Origin of the sequence: Micromonospora sp. WMMD1274, assembly GCF_049179035.1 — a bacterium.
Classification (GTDB): domain Bacteria; phylum Actinomycetota; class Actinomycetes; order Mycobacteriales; family Micromonosporaceae; genus Micromonospora; species Micromonospora tulbaghiae.
In genome coordinates this window covers 3,750,976-3,765,573 of record NZ_JBMHMG010000001.1, presented here as the reverse complement: position 1 = coordinate 3,765,573, position 14,598 = coordinate 3,750,976, and the positions used below count along the sequence as shown (strand labels likewise).

At 67.6% G+C, this 14,598-nt stretch carries 13 protein-coding genes and 1 pseudogene; 7 read left to right on the top strand and 7 right to left on the bottom strand.

What is annotated here, in order from left to right:
• Positions 1-23: 23 nt before the first annotated feature.
• Positions 24-320, bottom strand: a complete 297-nt coding sequence (locus tag ACN27D_RS17815; protein WP_421499539.1) for a hypothetical protein — start codon at positions 318-320, stop codon at positions 24-26.
• A gap of 347 nt (positions 321-667) precedes the next feature.
• Positions 668-1,987 (bottom strand): IS701 family transposase, encoded by a 1,320-nt coding sequence (locus ACN27D_RS17810; protein ID WP_420891099.1) that lies wholly within the window; start codon positions 1,985-1,987, stop codon positions 668-670.
• A 289-nt stretch (positions 1,988-2,276) separates the two neighbouring features.
• Here ACN27D_RS17810 and ACN27D_RS17805 point away from each other — a divergent pair, with 289 nt between their 5' ends.
• A complete protein-coding gene (locus tag ACN27D_RS17805; protein ID WP_421501161.1) occupies positions 2,277-3,083 on the top strand; it encodes an APH(3'') family aminoglycoside O-phosphotransferase in 807 nt (268 codons plus the stop codon).
• Between the two features lie 462 nt (positions 3,084-3,545).
• On the opposite strand, the gene ACN27D_RS17800 is transcribed toward ACN27D_RS17805, so the two are convergent.
• Entirely contained in the window at positions 3,546-3,791 is a 246-nt protein-coding gene (locus ACN27D_RS17800; protein ID WP_120571895.1) for a GntR family transcriptional regulator, read from the bottom strand.
• A gap of 752 nt (positions 3,792-4,543) precedes the next feature.
• Positions 4,544-4,789 (bottom strand): hypothetical protein, encoded by a 246-nt coding sequence (locus tag ACN27D_RS17795; protein WP_421499538.1) that lies wholly within the window; start codon positions 4,787-4,789, stop codon positions 4,544-4,546.
• Positions 4,790-5,293: 504 nt separating this feature from the next.
• Between ACN27D_RS17795 and ACN27D_RS17790 the strand changes: the two genes are divergently transcribed.
• From ACN27D_RS17790 to ACN27D_RS17775, 4 genes are all read left to right on the top strand, one after another.
• A complete protein-coding gene (locus ACN27D_RS17790; protein WP_358171242.1) occupies positions 5,294-5,530 on the top strand; it encodes a hypothetical protein in 237 nt (78 codons plus the stop codon).
• 416 nt (positions 5,531-5,946) lie between these two features.
• Entirely contained in the window at positions 5,947-6,186 is a 240-nt protein-coding gene (locus ACN27D_RS17785) for a hypothetical protein (protein WP_421499537.1), read from the top strand.
• A gap of 986 nt (positions 6,187-7,172) precedes the next feature.
• A complete protein-coding gene (locus tag ACN27D_RS17780; RefSeq protein ID WP_421499536.1) occupies positions 7,173-7,310 on the top strand; it encodes a hypothetical protein in 138 nt (45 codons plus the stop codon).
• Positions 7,311-7,369: 59 nt separating this feature from the next.
• A complete protein-coding gene (locus ACN27D_RS17775; RefSeq protein ID WP_421499535.1) occupies positions 7,370-7,531 on the top strand; it encodes a hypothetical protein in 162 nt (53 codons plus the stop codon).
• An 813-nt stretch (positions 7,532-8,344) separates the two neighbouring features.
• On the opposite strand, the gene ACN27D_RS17770 is transcribed toward ACN27D_RS17775, so the two are convergent.
• Entirely contained in the window at positions 8,345-8,545 is a 201-nt protein-coding gene (locus ACN27D_RS17770) for a hypothetical protein (protein ID WP_120571900.1), read from the bottom strand.
• 509 nt (positions 8,546-9,054) lie between these two features.
• On the opposite strand from ACN27D_RS17770, the gene ACN27D_RS17765 reads away from it, so the two are divergent.
• Positions 9,055-9,438: a hypothetical protein gene (locus ACN27D_RS17765; protein WP_244933126.1), complete on the top strand. Its 384-nt coding sequence runs from the start codon at positions 9,055-9,057 to the stop codon at positions 9,436-9,438.
• Positions 9,439-10,008: 570 nt separating this feature from the next.
• Positions 10,009-10,290 (top strand): hypothetical protein, encoded by a 282-nt coding sequence (locus ACN27D_RS17760; protein WP_421499534.1) that lies wholly within the window; start codon positions 10,009-10,011, stop codon positions 10,288-10,290.
• Between the two features lie 2,634 nt (positions 10,291-12,924).
• On the opposite strand, the gene ACN27D_RS17755 is transcribed toward ACN27D_RS17760, so the two are convergent.
• Positions 12,925-13,461 carry a transposase gene (locus ACN27D_RS17755; RefSeq protein WP_421499533.1) on the bottom strand — a complete coding sequence of 179 codons (537 nt, stop codon included), beginning with the start codon at positions 13,459-13,461 and terminating at the stop codon, positions 12,925-12,927.
• 236 nt (positions 13,462-13,697) lie between these two features.
• A pseudogene (locus ACN27D_RS17750) lies at positions 13,698-14,144 on the bottom strand (IS110 family transposase); the annotation flags it as partial.
• Between the last annotated feature and the right edge of the window lie 454 nt (positions 14,145-14,598).

The following is a 14,598-nucleotide window of genomic DNA, read 5'->3' as shown; positions in this document are numbered from 1 at the left end:
GCGACGTTCAACGAGCGGCACGCCTAACGACGTAGCCTCAGCAACCAGTTGAACAACAGCACAATCACCACAACAGCCAAGGCCCCTGTGGCGAGCATAAGGAGATCATCGCTACGGAAGTTGATAAGCAGAAATACTGCGTGACTGAGGGCTAGACCGAGCGAGCCGAAATACGCGGCAAATTTCTTCCGCGAGAGCCGTTCGGCCTTTCCCCACAGGCGGGCGTTCCGTGGGCACTCGCCCTTAATCCCATCGACCACAACAGCATACGCAAAGGGAGCAGCGCCACCGAGTTGCACAATAAAGGCAACCGTATTCACGTGCCCCCTTCGGGCCTGCCAAATCGGCATTATAGCCCCTCCCGAGCTGTTGACTACAGCGACCCTTGCGAGTACCCCATGCAGTGGTGCACGAGCGACCCCACGAGCCCTTAAATTTCCGCCACTTATACACACCGCGACTCTGAGCACCATTGCTGCCTTTGCAGTTAGTTCCGTACCAGCATGGGAACGCACCGCCTACAAGGCTCCGCCAACCGCGCTCAGGCTCCACGATCCTGTTCAGCGAGTTTGGACAGAAGCCGGTCAATTTCGGTGATGTAGTCCCGCTCGGGGCGAACGTGCTGTACGGGGCGCCCGTGCGCTAGTACGGCAGCCGCCGTTCGGGATCATGGCTGGAGTTCGAGGTTGAGGCGTCGGGCGTAGTGGGCTTGGCGGGCTCGGGCTTGATGGCGGCGGCGCCAGTCTGACCAGCGCAGACGGTGGGTGAGGTCGCGGATCGGGCGGAGTACGAGGGTGTTGATCAGCCGGCGGGTCTCGTTGACGGTCAGCTTGATCAGTCCTGTGTCGGTGGAGTCGTCGTCGGCGTCGGCGGCGCAGATCGCCAGAACGGCGAGGGCGGCCAGGGCCAGGGTGGTGAAGCGGTGCCAGGAGTCCCAGCGGCGGACCTGGTGCTGGTCGAGGCCGACCTGGCCCTTGGCGGCTTGGAAGCTTTCCTCGACTGTCCAGCGGATGCCCGCGACCCGCACGAGTTGGGCAAGAGTGGCCTGTTGCGGGGTCCAGCAGCGGTAGAAGGCCAGCTCGCCGGTGGTGGTGTTGCGGCGGATCAGGAGGCTGTGGTGGCCGCCGTCGTCGGGGTCGGCATCGGTGCAGACGTCGTCGAGCCAGGCCCAGTCGTAGAAGCGTGGCCCTTTCGACCCGGCGCCTGCGCTGCGGCGCTGCCACACCGAGGCCGGTAGGTCGGCGGCGACCCGGTCAGCCCGCACCCGAGTCTTGCCGCCGTCGAGAGGGACCAGGTGACTGCGGGAGACGCCCAGGACATAGCCCAGGCGGTGTTCGCGCAGGTGAGCGCGGAAGACGCTGCTGTTGCCGTAGGCCTCGTCCGCAGCCGCCCACGCGGCGGGGACGCCGGCGTCGACCGCAGCGGTGATCATGTCGGCGGCCAGCTCGGACTTCGTGGCGAAGACGACCTCATCGGGAACCCCGGCGGCCTGGCATCTGTCCCGGTCATCGGTCCACGACACCGGCAGGTAGACCCGGCGGTCGATCAGCGTGTGCCCGTGCCGGCTGGCGTAGCCGCAGAACACCCCTACCTGCGCGTTCTCGATCCTGCCGGCGGTGCCGGTGTACTGGCGTTGCACCCCGACCGAATGCGTGCCCTTCTTCAGGTCCCCGGTCTCGTCGACGACCAACACCGCGTCCGAGTCGCCGAACCGGGCCACGACCACGTCGCGCAGATCGTCGCGGACGGCGTCGGCGTCCCACACCGCCCGATACAACAGCCTCTGCATCGCGTCCGGCCGGGCATGCCCGGCCTGCTCCGCCAACTGCCAACACGTCTTGACCTCGACATCCGAGAGCAGCCCGGCCACGAACGCCGTCGCCGTGCGCCGCGGCTCGACCCGCCCGAACCGTCCCGCGAACGCCTCGCACACCCCGGCCAGAACCTGCCGCCACCGGGCAGGGTTTACGCTGTGGCACGCGGCCACCGCCAGATCTGAAGTTATGTCCACAGCAGACAGACGATCACGCGGTGGCCGCACCTCGTCTACCCGGCCCCACCAGCGACATCTCAAACGGCGGCTGCCGTACTAGATGCGGCGTCGACCGATCGCATCGCTGAGGGGACAGGCGACGAGCGTGAACGAGGTGATCGCCTCCGCTGGAACGCCATGCACTTCGGCCTTCGCGTCCTCACCAGGACGCACCGCTCCGTCGACCTTGGGCCGAGGCGGCGCGGTCCACGTGAAGGACCGGCGGGCACGAGATGCTAACGGCATGATGATTCGCTCGGTGCCACTGGCTGGGTTGCTCTCTGATGGTGCGGCGTGGACGGCCGTGGCGGACGGGGAGTCAGGCGCGATCGTGCTGCGTCACATGCTCGAGGATCGGTTCGCCAAAGTGGTGTCGGTTGCCGATGCGACCAGGCTCGAGGGTGAGCGCGATCGGATCGAGTGGCTGGCGGGCACCGGAATCCCCGGACCCAGGTTGCTCGACTGGCGTGCCACCGAGCACGGCGTCTGTCTCATCACCAGCGCCGTAGCGGGCGTCCCCGCTGACCGGCTAAACGCGGCCCAGCTCGCGCAGGCTTGGCCGTCGATCATCGACACCCTGGTCCGGCTGCACAGCGTCCCCGCCAGCTCGTGCCTGTACGACAGGACACTGCACGAGATGATGGCGCTGGCCCGCGCGACCGTCGCCGAGAACCGTGTCCACGCCGAGTTCCTACCCCAGCACCTCATCGGCACCCCGCCGGTCGTGATCCTCGAAGGCCTGGAACGCGATCTCTCGTCACGCCAGGAGCAAGAGGCCTCCGACGCGGTGGTCTGCCACGGAGACTTATGCCTCCCCAACATCCTCATCAATACCGATACCTCGCTCGTCACCGGGCTCATCGATCTCGGACGACTCGGGCGCGCGGACCCTTATGCCGACATCGCTCTCCTACTCGCGAACGCCCGGGAGGTCTGGCCTGACGAGGACGCCGCCCGCCGTGCGGATGACGACTTCGTCTCCCGGTATGGCATCACGCTCGACCCCGAAAGACTGGATTTCTACCTCCGGCTCGATCCGCTGACCTGGTAGCCGACGCAGCGTAGGGACCGTGAGACGAACGGCACCTCTCTGTGTCAGGGCGCTGGCAACAAAGAGGTGCCGTTCGCTTAACAGGCCCGCCCATGTTTTTCACACAACGGCGCCGACCCCGAGTCGTCTACACCACCCCGTCGCTGCCAGCACGTCAAGGACCGGCTGGCTCGTCTGGCGGCCCCTCCGGGCAAGACATCACCGGCCGGTGGCTGTTCCAGCACCAGACCGCGCACTTCCGCCGATGGGCTCCGAGGCGTCGCTGCGGACCGTCCAGGAGGCGCTACAGCACTCCTCGATCACTCGACGCAGATCTCTACACGAAGATGCGGAGTGGGCAGCGCAGAATCGCAATCCGGTCGCTGTCCACTCCGCTCACCCAGCACCCCTACGAGCAACTAGGCACCCCCGTAGAGCATCCCTGCCCCCCCCAATTCGCCAGGGGGCGGGGATGCAATTTCGTCAGTTTCGGAAGGAGTTCGCGTCTTGTTGCTGTTCGGCCACATAGACGCCGGCGCCGGGGCGGCCGACGGTGAGGCCACGGTCGCGTGTCAGCTCCAGGGCACGCTGAATGGTGGATACGCTCACCGAGTACAGGTCGGCGAGCTCCCGCAGCGACGGCAGTTTCTCGCCTGGCTGGTACTCGCGGCCTCGGATGCGGGCAGTCAGGTCGTCGGCGATCTGACGCGAGGACATGGGTATGGGCATGATGATCTCCCTGGCTGGCGATCCAGATTTCATCACGCATGTCCATAACCCTCAACCACTGTTTGACCAATGGTCATAGAGTGACCTAGCTTGGACAGCGGGTTACCTTCTACCTGGCTGGCGTTGGGCATGAGGTGATCCGGCCGGGCGGGGGCCGGTCCACCAAAACGCGCACCCGCCCGGCACCAGCCCTCCCCGTCGACGTCAGGAGCCCGCGCGTGACCTCCATCTACGACGACCTAGGCGGCGATGCCGTAGTCGCGGCGCTCCTCGTAGCGGCGCACCAGGAATGCGAGGCCTGCGCCGCCGGGCACTGTGAAAGCGGCGCCTCCGCCGCCCGGACCCTCGCCGCTCTCCGCCCGGAACGCGCAAAAGACCCTGGCGACATCCCCCAACAGCGAACAGGTGACACGTGATCGGCCGCGCTCGCCGCGCCACGATCACGAACGCCGCTCTCGTCGCGGTGATCGTCGGCGTCATGCTGATGCTTCTCGGCGGTGGAGGCGCGAACCGACGACCCGAGCAGATCCCGGCCCGTACCGTGCGGCCGGCCACCGTAGAGGAACGCCGCCCGCACCAGGTTGACGAACTCAGGACGTGCCTCAGGGACGTCGAACGGTGCCAACAAGCCGGCCCGGGCATCGAGACCCGATAGATGCCCCACGCCGATAGATAGGGGCGCCCCCACCCGCGCACGGGTGGGGGCGCTCCGCCTGCCCGCTACCCGCCGCCGTGCACCTGGCGGCGAGCGCTCAGCTCTCGGCGAACAGTGTCGGGGTGGCACACTCCCGGTGCCGAGCTGTGCCGGACTTGCGGCGGAACCGGATCTCAGGCGGGTTGGCGGTGAGCATCCGGATGACGGTGCTGTTGGAGACGTTGAGCAACAGGGCGACGTCGCCGGGACGCACCCACTCGCCGCCGCGCAGCGCGGTCTCCAGCTCCAGGCCATCGCGCCGATCGGCGCGTCTCGGAGTGGTCGCCTCCACCGCCGCGAACATCGCCCACTCCTTCACCCCCTTCCCAGAGGTAGTGCGTCGCATCGACGGCCTGATGGTGGTGTGCTCGGCGGCGATGCAGGCGATCGGCCTGGCCAAGCGGGCCACCAATGGACCGGCGACTAGCCCGGTCCATGTTCCGGAGCCCGCACCGCTCCATGTCCGTGGACCACCGGCCATGGCCCGCGCCGCCCCTCGGGCCTCGTCCGCGCCGAAAGCGGACCGATGGCCAGCCGCCGCCGGAAAGCCGCACGCCGCGGCGAAGCGGCCCCCGCCCCGGGTGGTTTCTCGTAGAGACGCTTTACGCGGATCACCTCGCTGGGTTACCTGGTTTGAAGCCGGTTCGGGCGGTGGCGGACCGCTATGGCTGCGGGAAGCACGACACGACCGACGCGGTCCGCATCTTCCGGAAGAGCCGCATGGAACCGGTCCACGTTCCGGACAGCGCCGCAGGCCTCTACGGCGTCGCGGTCTGATCGACCGAGCCACAACCACAAAGGAGCAGTGATGCTGCGCAACTACACCCGCTGGCGGCAGGGTGCCACGCCCACCCGCCTGAACGCCGACATCCTCGGCTCACCCGTACCGATCGAGGTCGACACCGCCTCCGCGCAGGTCATCCTCGACGGCCGGGAGCTGACCCCCGACGAGGCGCGAATGATCGGCGTGCGGCTCATCGACGCTGCGGTCCTCGCCGACGGCGACCGCGCCATCCGCCGCCCCGCCGACACCCTCACTCCGTAGCGCCCCGGGGTGCGGCTCCACCCGGCCAAGGACGCGCCGCACCCCGGGTCCCTCCCGCGCAAGGAAGGAACCATCATCATGCCCCCACCCACGTGCGCGGCTACATCCCCCCGAACTCGCCGGCCCGCACCGTCGCCGGACACGTCATCACCCTGCCCGCCCACAGCCTGCCGCAGCCCGCCGAGCGGATCGGCGAACTCCGCGCCGCCGGCGCACGACCGATCGTCGTCGCCGTGCCCCGGCCAGTCAACTGGACCCGGATCGCCGTCGCGCCCACGGCCCGGGGCGCTCGCCGAGCTGGCCACCGCCCTCGCCGGCCACAACACCTCCGCGTGGGTGGCCACCGCCGGCATGCTGCTGCTCGGCATCAGCCAGTTCCCTGTGCTTACCCACCTTGAGACGGAGGACGACGCCTGATGGTCAGCCGCATCTACCGGGTGCACGTCTTCGACGGCGCGTACGAGGTCCTGCACAAGCGCACCCTCACCTACCAGCTCGACCTGGAAGGCCCCGGCGTCGACGGTGCCCCCGGCCGGCTCCTCCAAGCCCTCACCCGGCTGGCCGGCCCCACCGAGAACGAACCGATGGACGCGCCTCGCTTGGAAATCCGCGATGCCCGCCCCGGCACCACCGTGCTCGACTGGAACGGAGCCTGACGTGCACTACGTGTGACAGCAGCAGCACCGCCTCCCCTTCCCTCACCGAAGGCGGTGGCACTGACACTGGCGCCAACGCGCAGGTCAACGCGGTGTCAGACACCGGTGACACCGATCGTGACATCGGCTGATGGGGGCAGATCGTCGAACACCGATGCCGACGCTTCCGCGTCAACGAGCTCCCCCGCCACCACGTGAACCTGGACCTGGCGGCGTCTGAGACGCTGGAGACCACGGTCGACCGAATGCACCGGCAGGGCGTGCAGTACAGGGGGATCGTGCGCCGGGCCATATGCGGGTCTAACCGGGTGTCGGAGGCGCCGGCGAAGCGGCGGATCCGGCAGGTGCGGGCTGCATGGCAGGGCGGCTGAGTCACGAGAAGCGCCCCCGCTCGGCTTGGTTCGGCCGGCGCGGGAACGCATCTGCTGAATGATCTTCTACTGCCCGCCCCCACCGCCATCACCACTGCCAGAGACAACGGCGGCGCTGGTTCCGTCCGACTTGCGGATGAGGTTCGGTGATTGCTTTGCGGGCCCGCGATCAGCCATGAGGGACGACAGCCAGCGCGCAAGCCGTTGGTGCAGTAGCTCCCGTCGGGCAGGCGTCGGAGGTGTCGGGTCATCGGCGTCGTCAGGGCGGACATAATGCTCCATGAACGAATCAAAGCACACAACGACACCTGTTGATGCGAGTCAACCTCACCTACACGCTGGGCGTGGTCTGCTCGGCTTGCCGGATCGTCGGCGGGTGGGATGGGGGAACGTGGTCCACGCCTGCCAGTCGCGGCTGGTAGGAGTAGCTGCCAGCGGTGTTACGCCAGCAGTCAGCGGAGAGGGCGAATCCGGCAAAGCCTGCGGGCCGGACCAAGACCTGAAAGCCCGCCCTATCGCTACATCGAATACTGGCAGAACGACGGACGCCAGCAGATGCGGCAGTAGCGTGCTTGCCCGACCACTATCCGCAATTCAGCGCGCGGGGGGGGCATCATGATCACCGACCAGCACCAACCGGCGGCGGAGGGTAGGCCCACCCCCTTCTGGCGGTCGCCTGCCCTTGGCCTGGCCGTGATCGCCGCCGCCCTCGTCGCCGCTGCCGTCTTCTTCTACATCGCATCGCGTGGCTGACTATCCACGTGCGCGGCACAGCCCTCGCGTCGGCCTGACCCCGGTTTGCTCGTGACGGCGTGCTGGACCTGGGGAAGCACAAGCTGCTGCCGCGGGCGTGCCGTCCGTGCCGGCGCAAGCGGCGGCAGTGGCGTCGCGACTACCTGACCCGGGCCGCACCGCAGGACGCACTGCGCGCCATGACCATGTCGACCGAGTGTCGCCAGCAGCCACCAGGGTGAGGCCCCGCAGAACGGCAGTAACCGCGTCGCCCAGGGCGGCTGCCTTCGACGCCTCGTCATCGCGCGACGTGCGCGGCGGCGTCTTCCACGTGTGAGCAGCGCGGCGAGGCGGTTGGGGGCGGAGCCGCCGCTGGTTCTTTGTCACTGGACTGGAGGTGCCGTGTACGACGAGCTTGAAATGCGTATCCGGGAAAAGTTGAGTAGCCGCGCCGTGGTCGGGCCGCAGCCCGATTCAGATCGACTGCTGCGTAAGGCGGTTGCGGCTGATGTGCAGCTGCGCCAGGCGGCAGATCCCCACTTGAGCTGGTGCCGCCGCCACCGACCGTACGCGCGATGAGGGATGGCAGGCAGGCCGTAGACGATCGCGCCCGCGAAGGCTGATGGACACGACGGAAGAGCCCGCCCTCCCGCAACATGGCGGGTCGGCTCTCCGCCGAAATGCTTGGGCGTCCACCGCTGCTCCCACTCGTGGTCACCCAGAGAGTCACTCAGCTACTGCTGAGGCTGGTGATCCCTCGTTTCGCGAAGGACGCCGCGGCCTCATCGAAGGCGCGGACGGCAAGCTCCGGTTGGGCGGCGGCGGCAGCCGACAGACGGCACGCCACGTCAACGGACCTTGACGGCTCGTGCGGACGCTGACGGGTCGTGCGGATGGGTCTGCTCGGCTCGCCCGGGTCGACGACGGTGGGTACCTTCCCTCCGCAACCACTCACGGACCGTGGCCGGCCGACGAAGCCCCGGCCATCCTGAAGCCGGAGCGCCGCCGGAGGCCCAGCGACTGCACCCCGCGACAGCCGGGAGCTATGCCTAGGGCTACTCGGCTTCGAGACCGGCGGCGCGGCAGATACGGCGGACCTGCTCACGGGTGTAGCCGGAGACACGGGCGATGTCGGTGTGCTTGGTACCGGCGCGGGCGGCGTCGACGATGGCGTCGGCGAGTTCGGGGCGGGCCTTGTCCAGGGCCTCCTTGGCCTGGTGGTAGGCGTGGGCGGCGCGTTCGAGTCGGCTAGTCACGCCGTGATGGTGGCAGATGCGACCGAGTGGCCCCGCCATCCTCCAGGGAGGACCGGGCCGCAAAGTGACCGTTGGCCATACCGCTTTGCCATAAGGAGTCGATCACTGTATGTGCTCAGGGGGGCACTGGCGTTATCGTGGCTGAGCCTCGTCCACATGGCAGTGGCGGTCCGGGTTGACGAGAGCCGGCTCGGACCGCCACTAGACGAAGCGGCCCCGCCCTCCCGACGGAGGACGGGGCCACTCGCATACGGGTCGGCGCTGGCCGGGACGTTACCGAGGCGGTAGTGCCCTCAGCTGGCGGCCGCCTTTTGTCATGGGTCGGACAGCGGCGTCACCATCGGCTAAAGGTAGACGCCGGGCAAGGCGACCGCCGACGGCCTGGACAAGCAACAGCCAGAGGATCACCGTGGCGGGCAGCAAGCCGGCGAGGCCAGCCAGGACCATGGTGATGTAGAGGACAGGGCGGGAACGATGCATCAGGGTTGCCTCCTCGGTACGGTCTCGGCATGGTGCAGGTGACGGCGTTGTCGCAGCGTGAGCGGCTGATCCTCGCCGAGCTGTCCGGCGTCGCCGGCCGCTACAGCACCGGCGTCGACCGGGACCGCTCCCAGGATGAGGCGATCGCCGCGATCCGCGCAGTCACCACCGACGCGCGGCTGCTCGGCATCCAGGCCGGGGTGGCGCTGGCCGACCCGTGTCAGATGAGCGGAAAAACGGTGCGACTGTTGAAAGCGGCCGGCGCGGACATGGCAGTCGCAGCCGGACACGCGATGGACGTACGGGAGCGGATGCGACGGCAGGGCGCCCGCTATCCCCACGAGGATCTGTCACCCCGTTGGGCCAGCGGGATCAGATTCGGCGGGATCGGGTTCGGCGGGTCCGGCTCGTGACCGGCGCAGCGCAGCTGATAGGCGTACCGGCCGGCGACCTGGCGCCAGAAGCTCAGCGCGCAGACCTTCCCGGCGGCCAACCGCTCGCCCTCCCCGGCGCAGCGACCTAAAGCGGCCAACGCCGCCCGCTCGGCAGCCCGGGCACCGCAACGCAAACCCGCAGACCAACACCCACACCAGAGCGCCGGCACCCAGCAGCCCGGCGACCACAACAACGACCAGCCGACCACTGATCAACTCGACCCTCCACTACGAACATGCGCCTACAGGCGGCCTCCCGCCGCAACAACTCGACATCGCTGCCACATCCAGGCCGGCCCGGTCCCGGCCGCATGGGTAGCCGCCCCGGTGGGCGGGGTCTCCCACGACGCCAACCTCGGCCAAGGCCGGGCCGTGTGGGCCCAACTCGGCCAGCAGCGGCGTGCCGACGGCCCGCAGATTAAGTGGTGCGGTCGTCACGATCATCTCCTGTTCGACCAGGTGCCGCTTCCGCTTCCACGACACGCCACCCTGTCTCGGACTTCGGCAGACAGAACCGGCGTATAAGCCGGCTCCGGGTAGCCTCGCGACATGACGCCGCGCATCTTCGGGACGGCCCAGCGGATCGGCGAGCCGACCAACCTAGACGCAGTGGCCCGCGCGCTCGCCGACACATACGAGCCGGCGGATCTGGCGGAGCTCGCCGGGATCGTCGCGTGCGTCAGGTCAGCGCACGAACCCGGCCGCCCTGCGGCGCGGCTACTCACCCAGATGGAGGCCGCGTACCGCGAAACGGCGACCCGGCGCCGGACCGGCCGCGCGGCAAGATTCGCCGCACGCCTGGCCCGCGTCAGGCCACGAAACCCTAGGTGATCACGAGATCCGCTGCACCTGCGACCACGAGCCAGCGCAGAGAAACGCATATCAGGCGCCCCGTGCCTCAGGTGTCCAGGCCTGCGATGTGGAGGCGTTCGAGCGGGCTGGGCTTACGCGTGCACCGCCCGCAGCGCGGCCAGCCGGCGTCGGCGCTTTCCCCGCCGCGTTCGCCGAGGTCGTGCAGGTCAACGACGAGTTTGTACGGCAGTGTCGCCGTACCCGCGGGATCTCTTCATGGCGATGAGTTCGTCGGCCGCCAACACCGGCCCCGCCGGTCACAGAGAAACACCAAACTCCATGCACGCGAGGCCTAGCATGGTAGCCAAGATCATGGGCCGGTTCTCCAAAGAGGAACTGTAGGCGGTTGTCTCCACGTACGAGGCGAGGCGCACGGCCGCGTTGACCGAGCGGGACGAGCAGCCATGGGTGTTCGATACGTCCAGCTGGCGAGCGGTGGATCTGCAGCGGGTCACCGGATACACGCGGGAGGCCATCCGCCCCGCGCTACGACCGGAAGTCCGGCGGGCGACCAACATCAGCCGGCGCCGGACATCCCCCAGCCGCCGGCGGACTACCGGGCCAACGGCGACCGGAAGCCCACGTGGTGACCGAAACCCCGCCGCGCTGCACGGTCGATCGACGGCATGGTGACGCTTCCGCATCACCTCGACGGGTCCGGGCACGCCGAGTATGACCTGAACCGGACCGCCGCCTAACCAGGCTGTACAAAGTGGTGCTCATCGAAAGCCGGCACAGTCGAGGATCTGAACACATGATGCCGACCTTCTCTGGCGGCTCTGCCGCATCAGCTCCGCCAGCGCTGGGAGGGAGCCGTTCCCGAACTCACCGCTGCCCGCATCAACGCGGCGTAGCGGTGGGCCTTCCACGAGCGCCTCGCCCGCGTGGAGCACCATCACGGCACGCTGGGCCGTGGCGATCAGGGTCAGATCACGTATAGCGGAGCGCTCTAGACTCCGCCATTGACCTACTGAACTAGGTGCATCTACTGTAACCTCGGCGGCGCGACAACGATGATCGATCTCCCGGCGCCTGTACGCGGTGGCCCTGTCGATTCGAGCCCCTACCCCCAGGGAGGCAGAAACGACAGGGCCACTGCTCCAAAAAGGAGGCGCAACGGTGCCGGCGTCTGTGGTCGTGCCGACGTTAATACCCTTAGCCATCTTCCATCTGTTGGACCCAGCCAGGGTGGAACTGACCTGGTGCGGCCTACCGGTCCATGGCTGGTATCGGATCACCGAGGAACAGGCTAGAAACAACGCGAATCCGCCGTGCAGACGATGCTTTCTTACCCTGATATGTGAAATGGCTCCGGCTACCCGATGATGGACGGCCGGGCCATGTTTTTTGTCCGGGATGCCTCACGGTCGTTGACGTCACCTACCGCAGTCGCGTAAAATTGTTGATCTGCTTACGTGACGGTTCTGGCGTAGCCGTGAAAGCCCGTACCCGGGCACCAGAGTTGGGAATTTTCTCGTCGCCCGCCAGAGCAGCGACGACACCATTCCGTCGTGCACGCCGGGTCGGCAGCCGCTCCCGGCACAACTCACGATCGGACACGCGACGAGGCCTGCTGGAATCGCTGGATGGTCTTTTCATGAAAGCTCGGTTAGGCACGGGCGAGTTCTTTCGTCTCGTACCACGCTGATCTCCATGCCCTCAACACCCGGCCCGAGTCTCTGAAGAAGGTCGATCACCCGCCAACTCACGTAGCCCAGGTTCAGGCAGCGCAAAGTCGCCGCCTGCGAACTCATAAAATCAGTGCGGTCCTTCACCCCTTGAACAGCCGGCCAACTGGCGCCCTTTCTTGGGGGGATACCGGAGCCGGGCGCGCCAGGCAACACTGGTCCGGCTGGGCGGACATCCCTCGTTGTTCGTCTTGTGGAGGACGCCGTAGTGGCACGACTAATGCTGGACGTCGACTATCGCACCACCATGCGTCTTCCAGACCGCGCGATCACCGATGGCAGCTTTGCCCCGACGACCATTGACGTGCGCGTCCTCGGCCAGAACCTGAGGCACGTTCTCGTGAGGCTCCCAGTCGACTCCACGGCGGCGTCTCGGATACGGCGGTTCGAAGCGGTGAGACCTGCCTTGACTTCAATGGCAATGCTCGTCGCGGCGGGCCGCCGTGCTCCTGCTCGCCTCAGTAGTCGCATCCCCTCGATGGCTCCCAGACACCCGGATGCTCGCGGTCCTGGAATTGCTCTCAGTTACGGCAATGTCGGCCCTAATCGGCTGGATGTGCAGAGCGAAACCTTCGTACTATCCGCAGCTCGTAGGCGAGCGGTCCATCGTGATTGCGGATGTCGATGCAGCTGCGGCGGCCGCATGGGCGGCACTTAACCCTCCCGACGCGATTCGCGTGAGCAACAGCTCCTAACTGAATGACATCGGGCGTACCCAGTTGCACGTGAGACCGTTCTGTCTGAACGTGAGGTGGGGTGAGCAGCCCCCGTGGATCGTCTGGGACAAGGTGTGGGCCGAGATCGAACCGTCGCTGTCCCTCAGTCAAACGCGCCACGCTGCTGGCCCACGCTCTCGCGGCACCGTAAACTGACGCGGCGCGGCAACCTCGCCTGACCTCGGCAAGGGATGCCGGACTGCCGAAGCTTAGCCTAAGCAGGATTTACGCCCAGTCTGCTGATCTTCGGCAAGCGGAGTCTCTACGCGAGTTCGCACGGCGCCACCTCTGCTGATCTTGATGGTTTGGGCTGGTAGGGGGCAGGCCCAGAGGACGTTGAGGCGTTGTCTGGACAGGGCGGCGGTGGCTTGGCGGTGGGTCTTTCCTTCGGCTCTTTTCTTGTCGTAGTAGGCGCGTGATCGTGGGCAGTGGGTCAGGGCGGTGAAGCTGGACATGCTGAACACCCGTCGCAGACCACGGTGGTAGCGGTGGGGCCGAATCTGGTGACCTTGCCGGTGCCCGGAGTCGCGAGAGATCGGCGCGAGTTCGGCGTGCGCGGCGAGTGCGGCGGCGCTCGGGTAGGTGGTGAGGGTGCCGGCGTGGGCGAGGAACTCGGCCGCGAGGGTGGTGCCGATGCCGGGCAGGCTGGTGACGATCTCTCCCAGCTCGTGCTCCGCGACGATGCCGGCGATGGTTTCCTCGATGGCGGTGATCCGTTCGTTGACCGCTTCCAAGTCGGCGGCCATCTGCGCCACGATCCCGGCCGCAGTGGCCTCTGCGGCGAGGGCGACGGTCTGCCCGCGGCGGTGAGAACCTTGGCGGCGAGAGCCTTGGCGGCCCGCACGCCGTGCTGGCGTAGGTAGGCCAGGATGCGAGCTTCGCCGGCGCGGCGCAGTCCGCCGGGGGTCTGCCACTGCGCGAGGAGCCGGAGCGCGCCCTTGTTGCGCAGGTTCAGCGTCTTCTCCAGGGCGGGGCTGATCATGGTCAGGAGGTCCTGAATGCGGGCGGTGATGCGAACCCAGTCGGCGACCACGTCGAGGCGGCGGGAGACAAGCAGCTTCAACTGCTGCTGCACCCCGCCCGCGAGGGTGAGGGTCGGTAGATCGCCGCGCATGCGCAGGGTCTGAGCGATGACGTAGGCGTCGTGGGCGTCAGTCTTGCGTTCGCAGTGGAACGCCTCCGCCATCCGCGAGGTGACCGTGCCGCTGACGTAGCGGACGTCCACGCCCCGGTCGAACAGGACCGCCAGCAGCAGCGAGGCGGGCCCGCCGCGCAGGTCGACGGCCCAGCGGATCGGATTGCGGCGTTTGCCGGGCCGTCCGGCGATGCCGGAGATGGCCTGCTGGTCGTTGGGGATCTTCTCGGAGATCACCACGGTGCCGTCGTCGTCGACGACGCACACGTGGTGGTAAGTCTTGCCGACGTCCACGCCGGCCCACAGGGCACCACCCTCCCTCTTCGGTTGTTCTGGTCAGGGGTCGTGGACCCGCCGCGGTTCAGTAGTCACAACTTCGGAAAGGGCGATCGGTCGCAAGTCTCCATCCAGTGCTGATACGGCGGTCATCATCGAGGGGCGGTGCGTCCTACTCCTAGCTGGCCGTGACATCGGCAGCACACACCCAGACAGTCACCCGACCCTCCGGGTCCACACGGCAAACGACACGCCTCGATGTGTGGTTGCGGGTTCCCGACGGACCTGGAGCCCACCGCCGCCGACGTCGGATGTTCGAGGTGTCGCGCCGGAAGGCCGCGGTCCATGATCTTGCGCGCCTTGGTCCGCTGCCCTGCGGGGAAGGCAGTCACACGGTGATCCGGGGAGGGAATGTGGTCGCGTTTCGTCGGGGATCGGCGACACGGTGGCATGTGGGCGGTGGTCACCCCCG

Coding starts and splice junctions, on each gene's coding strand:
- ACN27D_RS17785 (WP_421499537.1), top strand. CDS start 5,947: ATGGTCAGCCGCATCTACCGGGTGCACGTCTTCGACGGCGCGTACGAG.
- ACN27D_RS17765 (WP_244933126.1), top strand. CDS start 9,055: ATGGTGCAGGTGACGGCGTTGTCGCAGCGTGAGCGGCTGATCCTCGCC.
- ACN27D_RS17795 (WP_421499538.1), bottom strand. CDS start 4,789: ATGTTCGCGGCGGTGGAGGCGACCACTCCGAGACGCGCCGATCGGCGC.
- ACN27D_RS17790 (WP_358171242.1), top strand. CDS start 5,294: ATGCTGCGCAACTACACCCGCTGGCGGCAGGGTGCCACGCCCACCCGC.
- ACN27D_RS17760 (WP_421499534.1), top strand. CDS start 10,009: ATGACGCCGCGCATCTTCGGGACGGCCCAGCGGATCGGCGAGCCGACC.
- ACN27D_RS17800 (WP_120571895.1), bottom strand. CDS start 3,791: ATGCCCATACCCATGTCCTCGCGTCAGATCGCCGACGACCTGACTGCC.
- ACN27D_RS17805 (WP_421501161.1), top strand. CDS start 2,277: ATGATGATTCGCTCGGTGCCACTGGCTGGGTTGCTCTCTGATGGTGCG.
- ACN27D_RS17755 (WP_421499533.1), bottom strand. CDS start 13,461: ATGGCCGCCGACTTGGAAGCGGTCAACGAACGGATCACCGCCATCGAG.
- ACN27D_RS17780 (WP_421499536.1), top strand. CDS start 7,173: ATGATCACCGACCAGCACCAACCGGCGGCGGAGGGTAGGCCCACCCCC.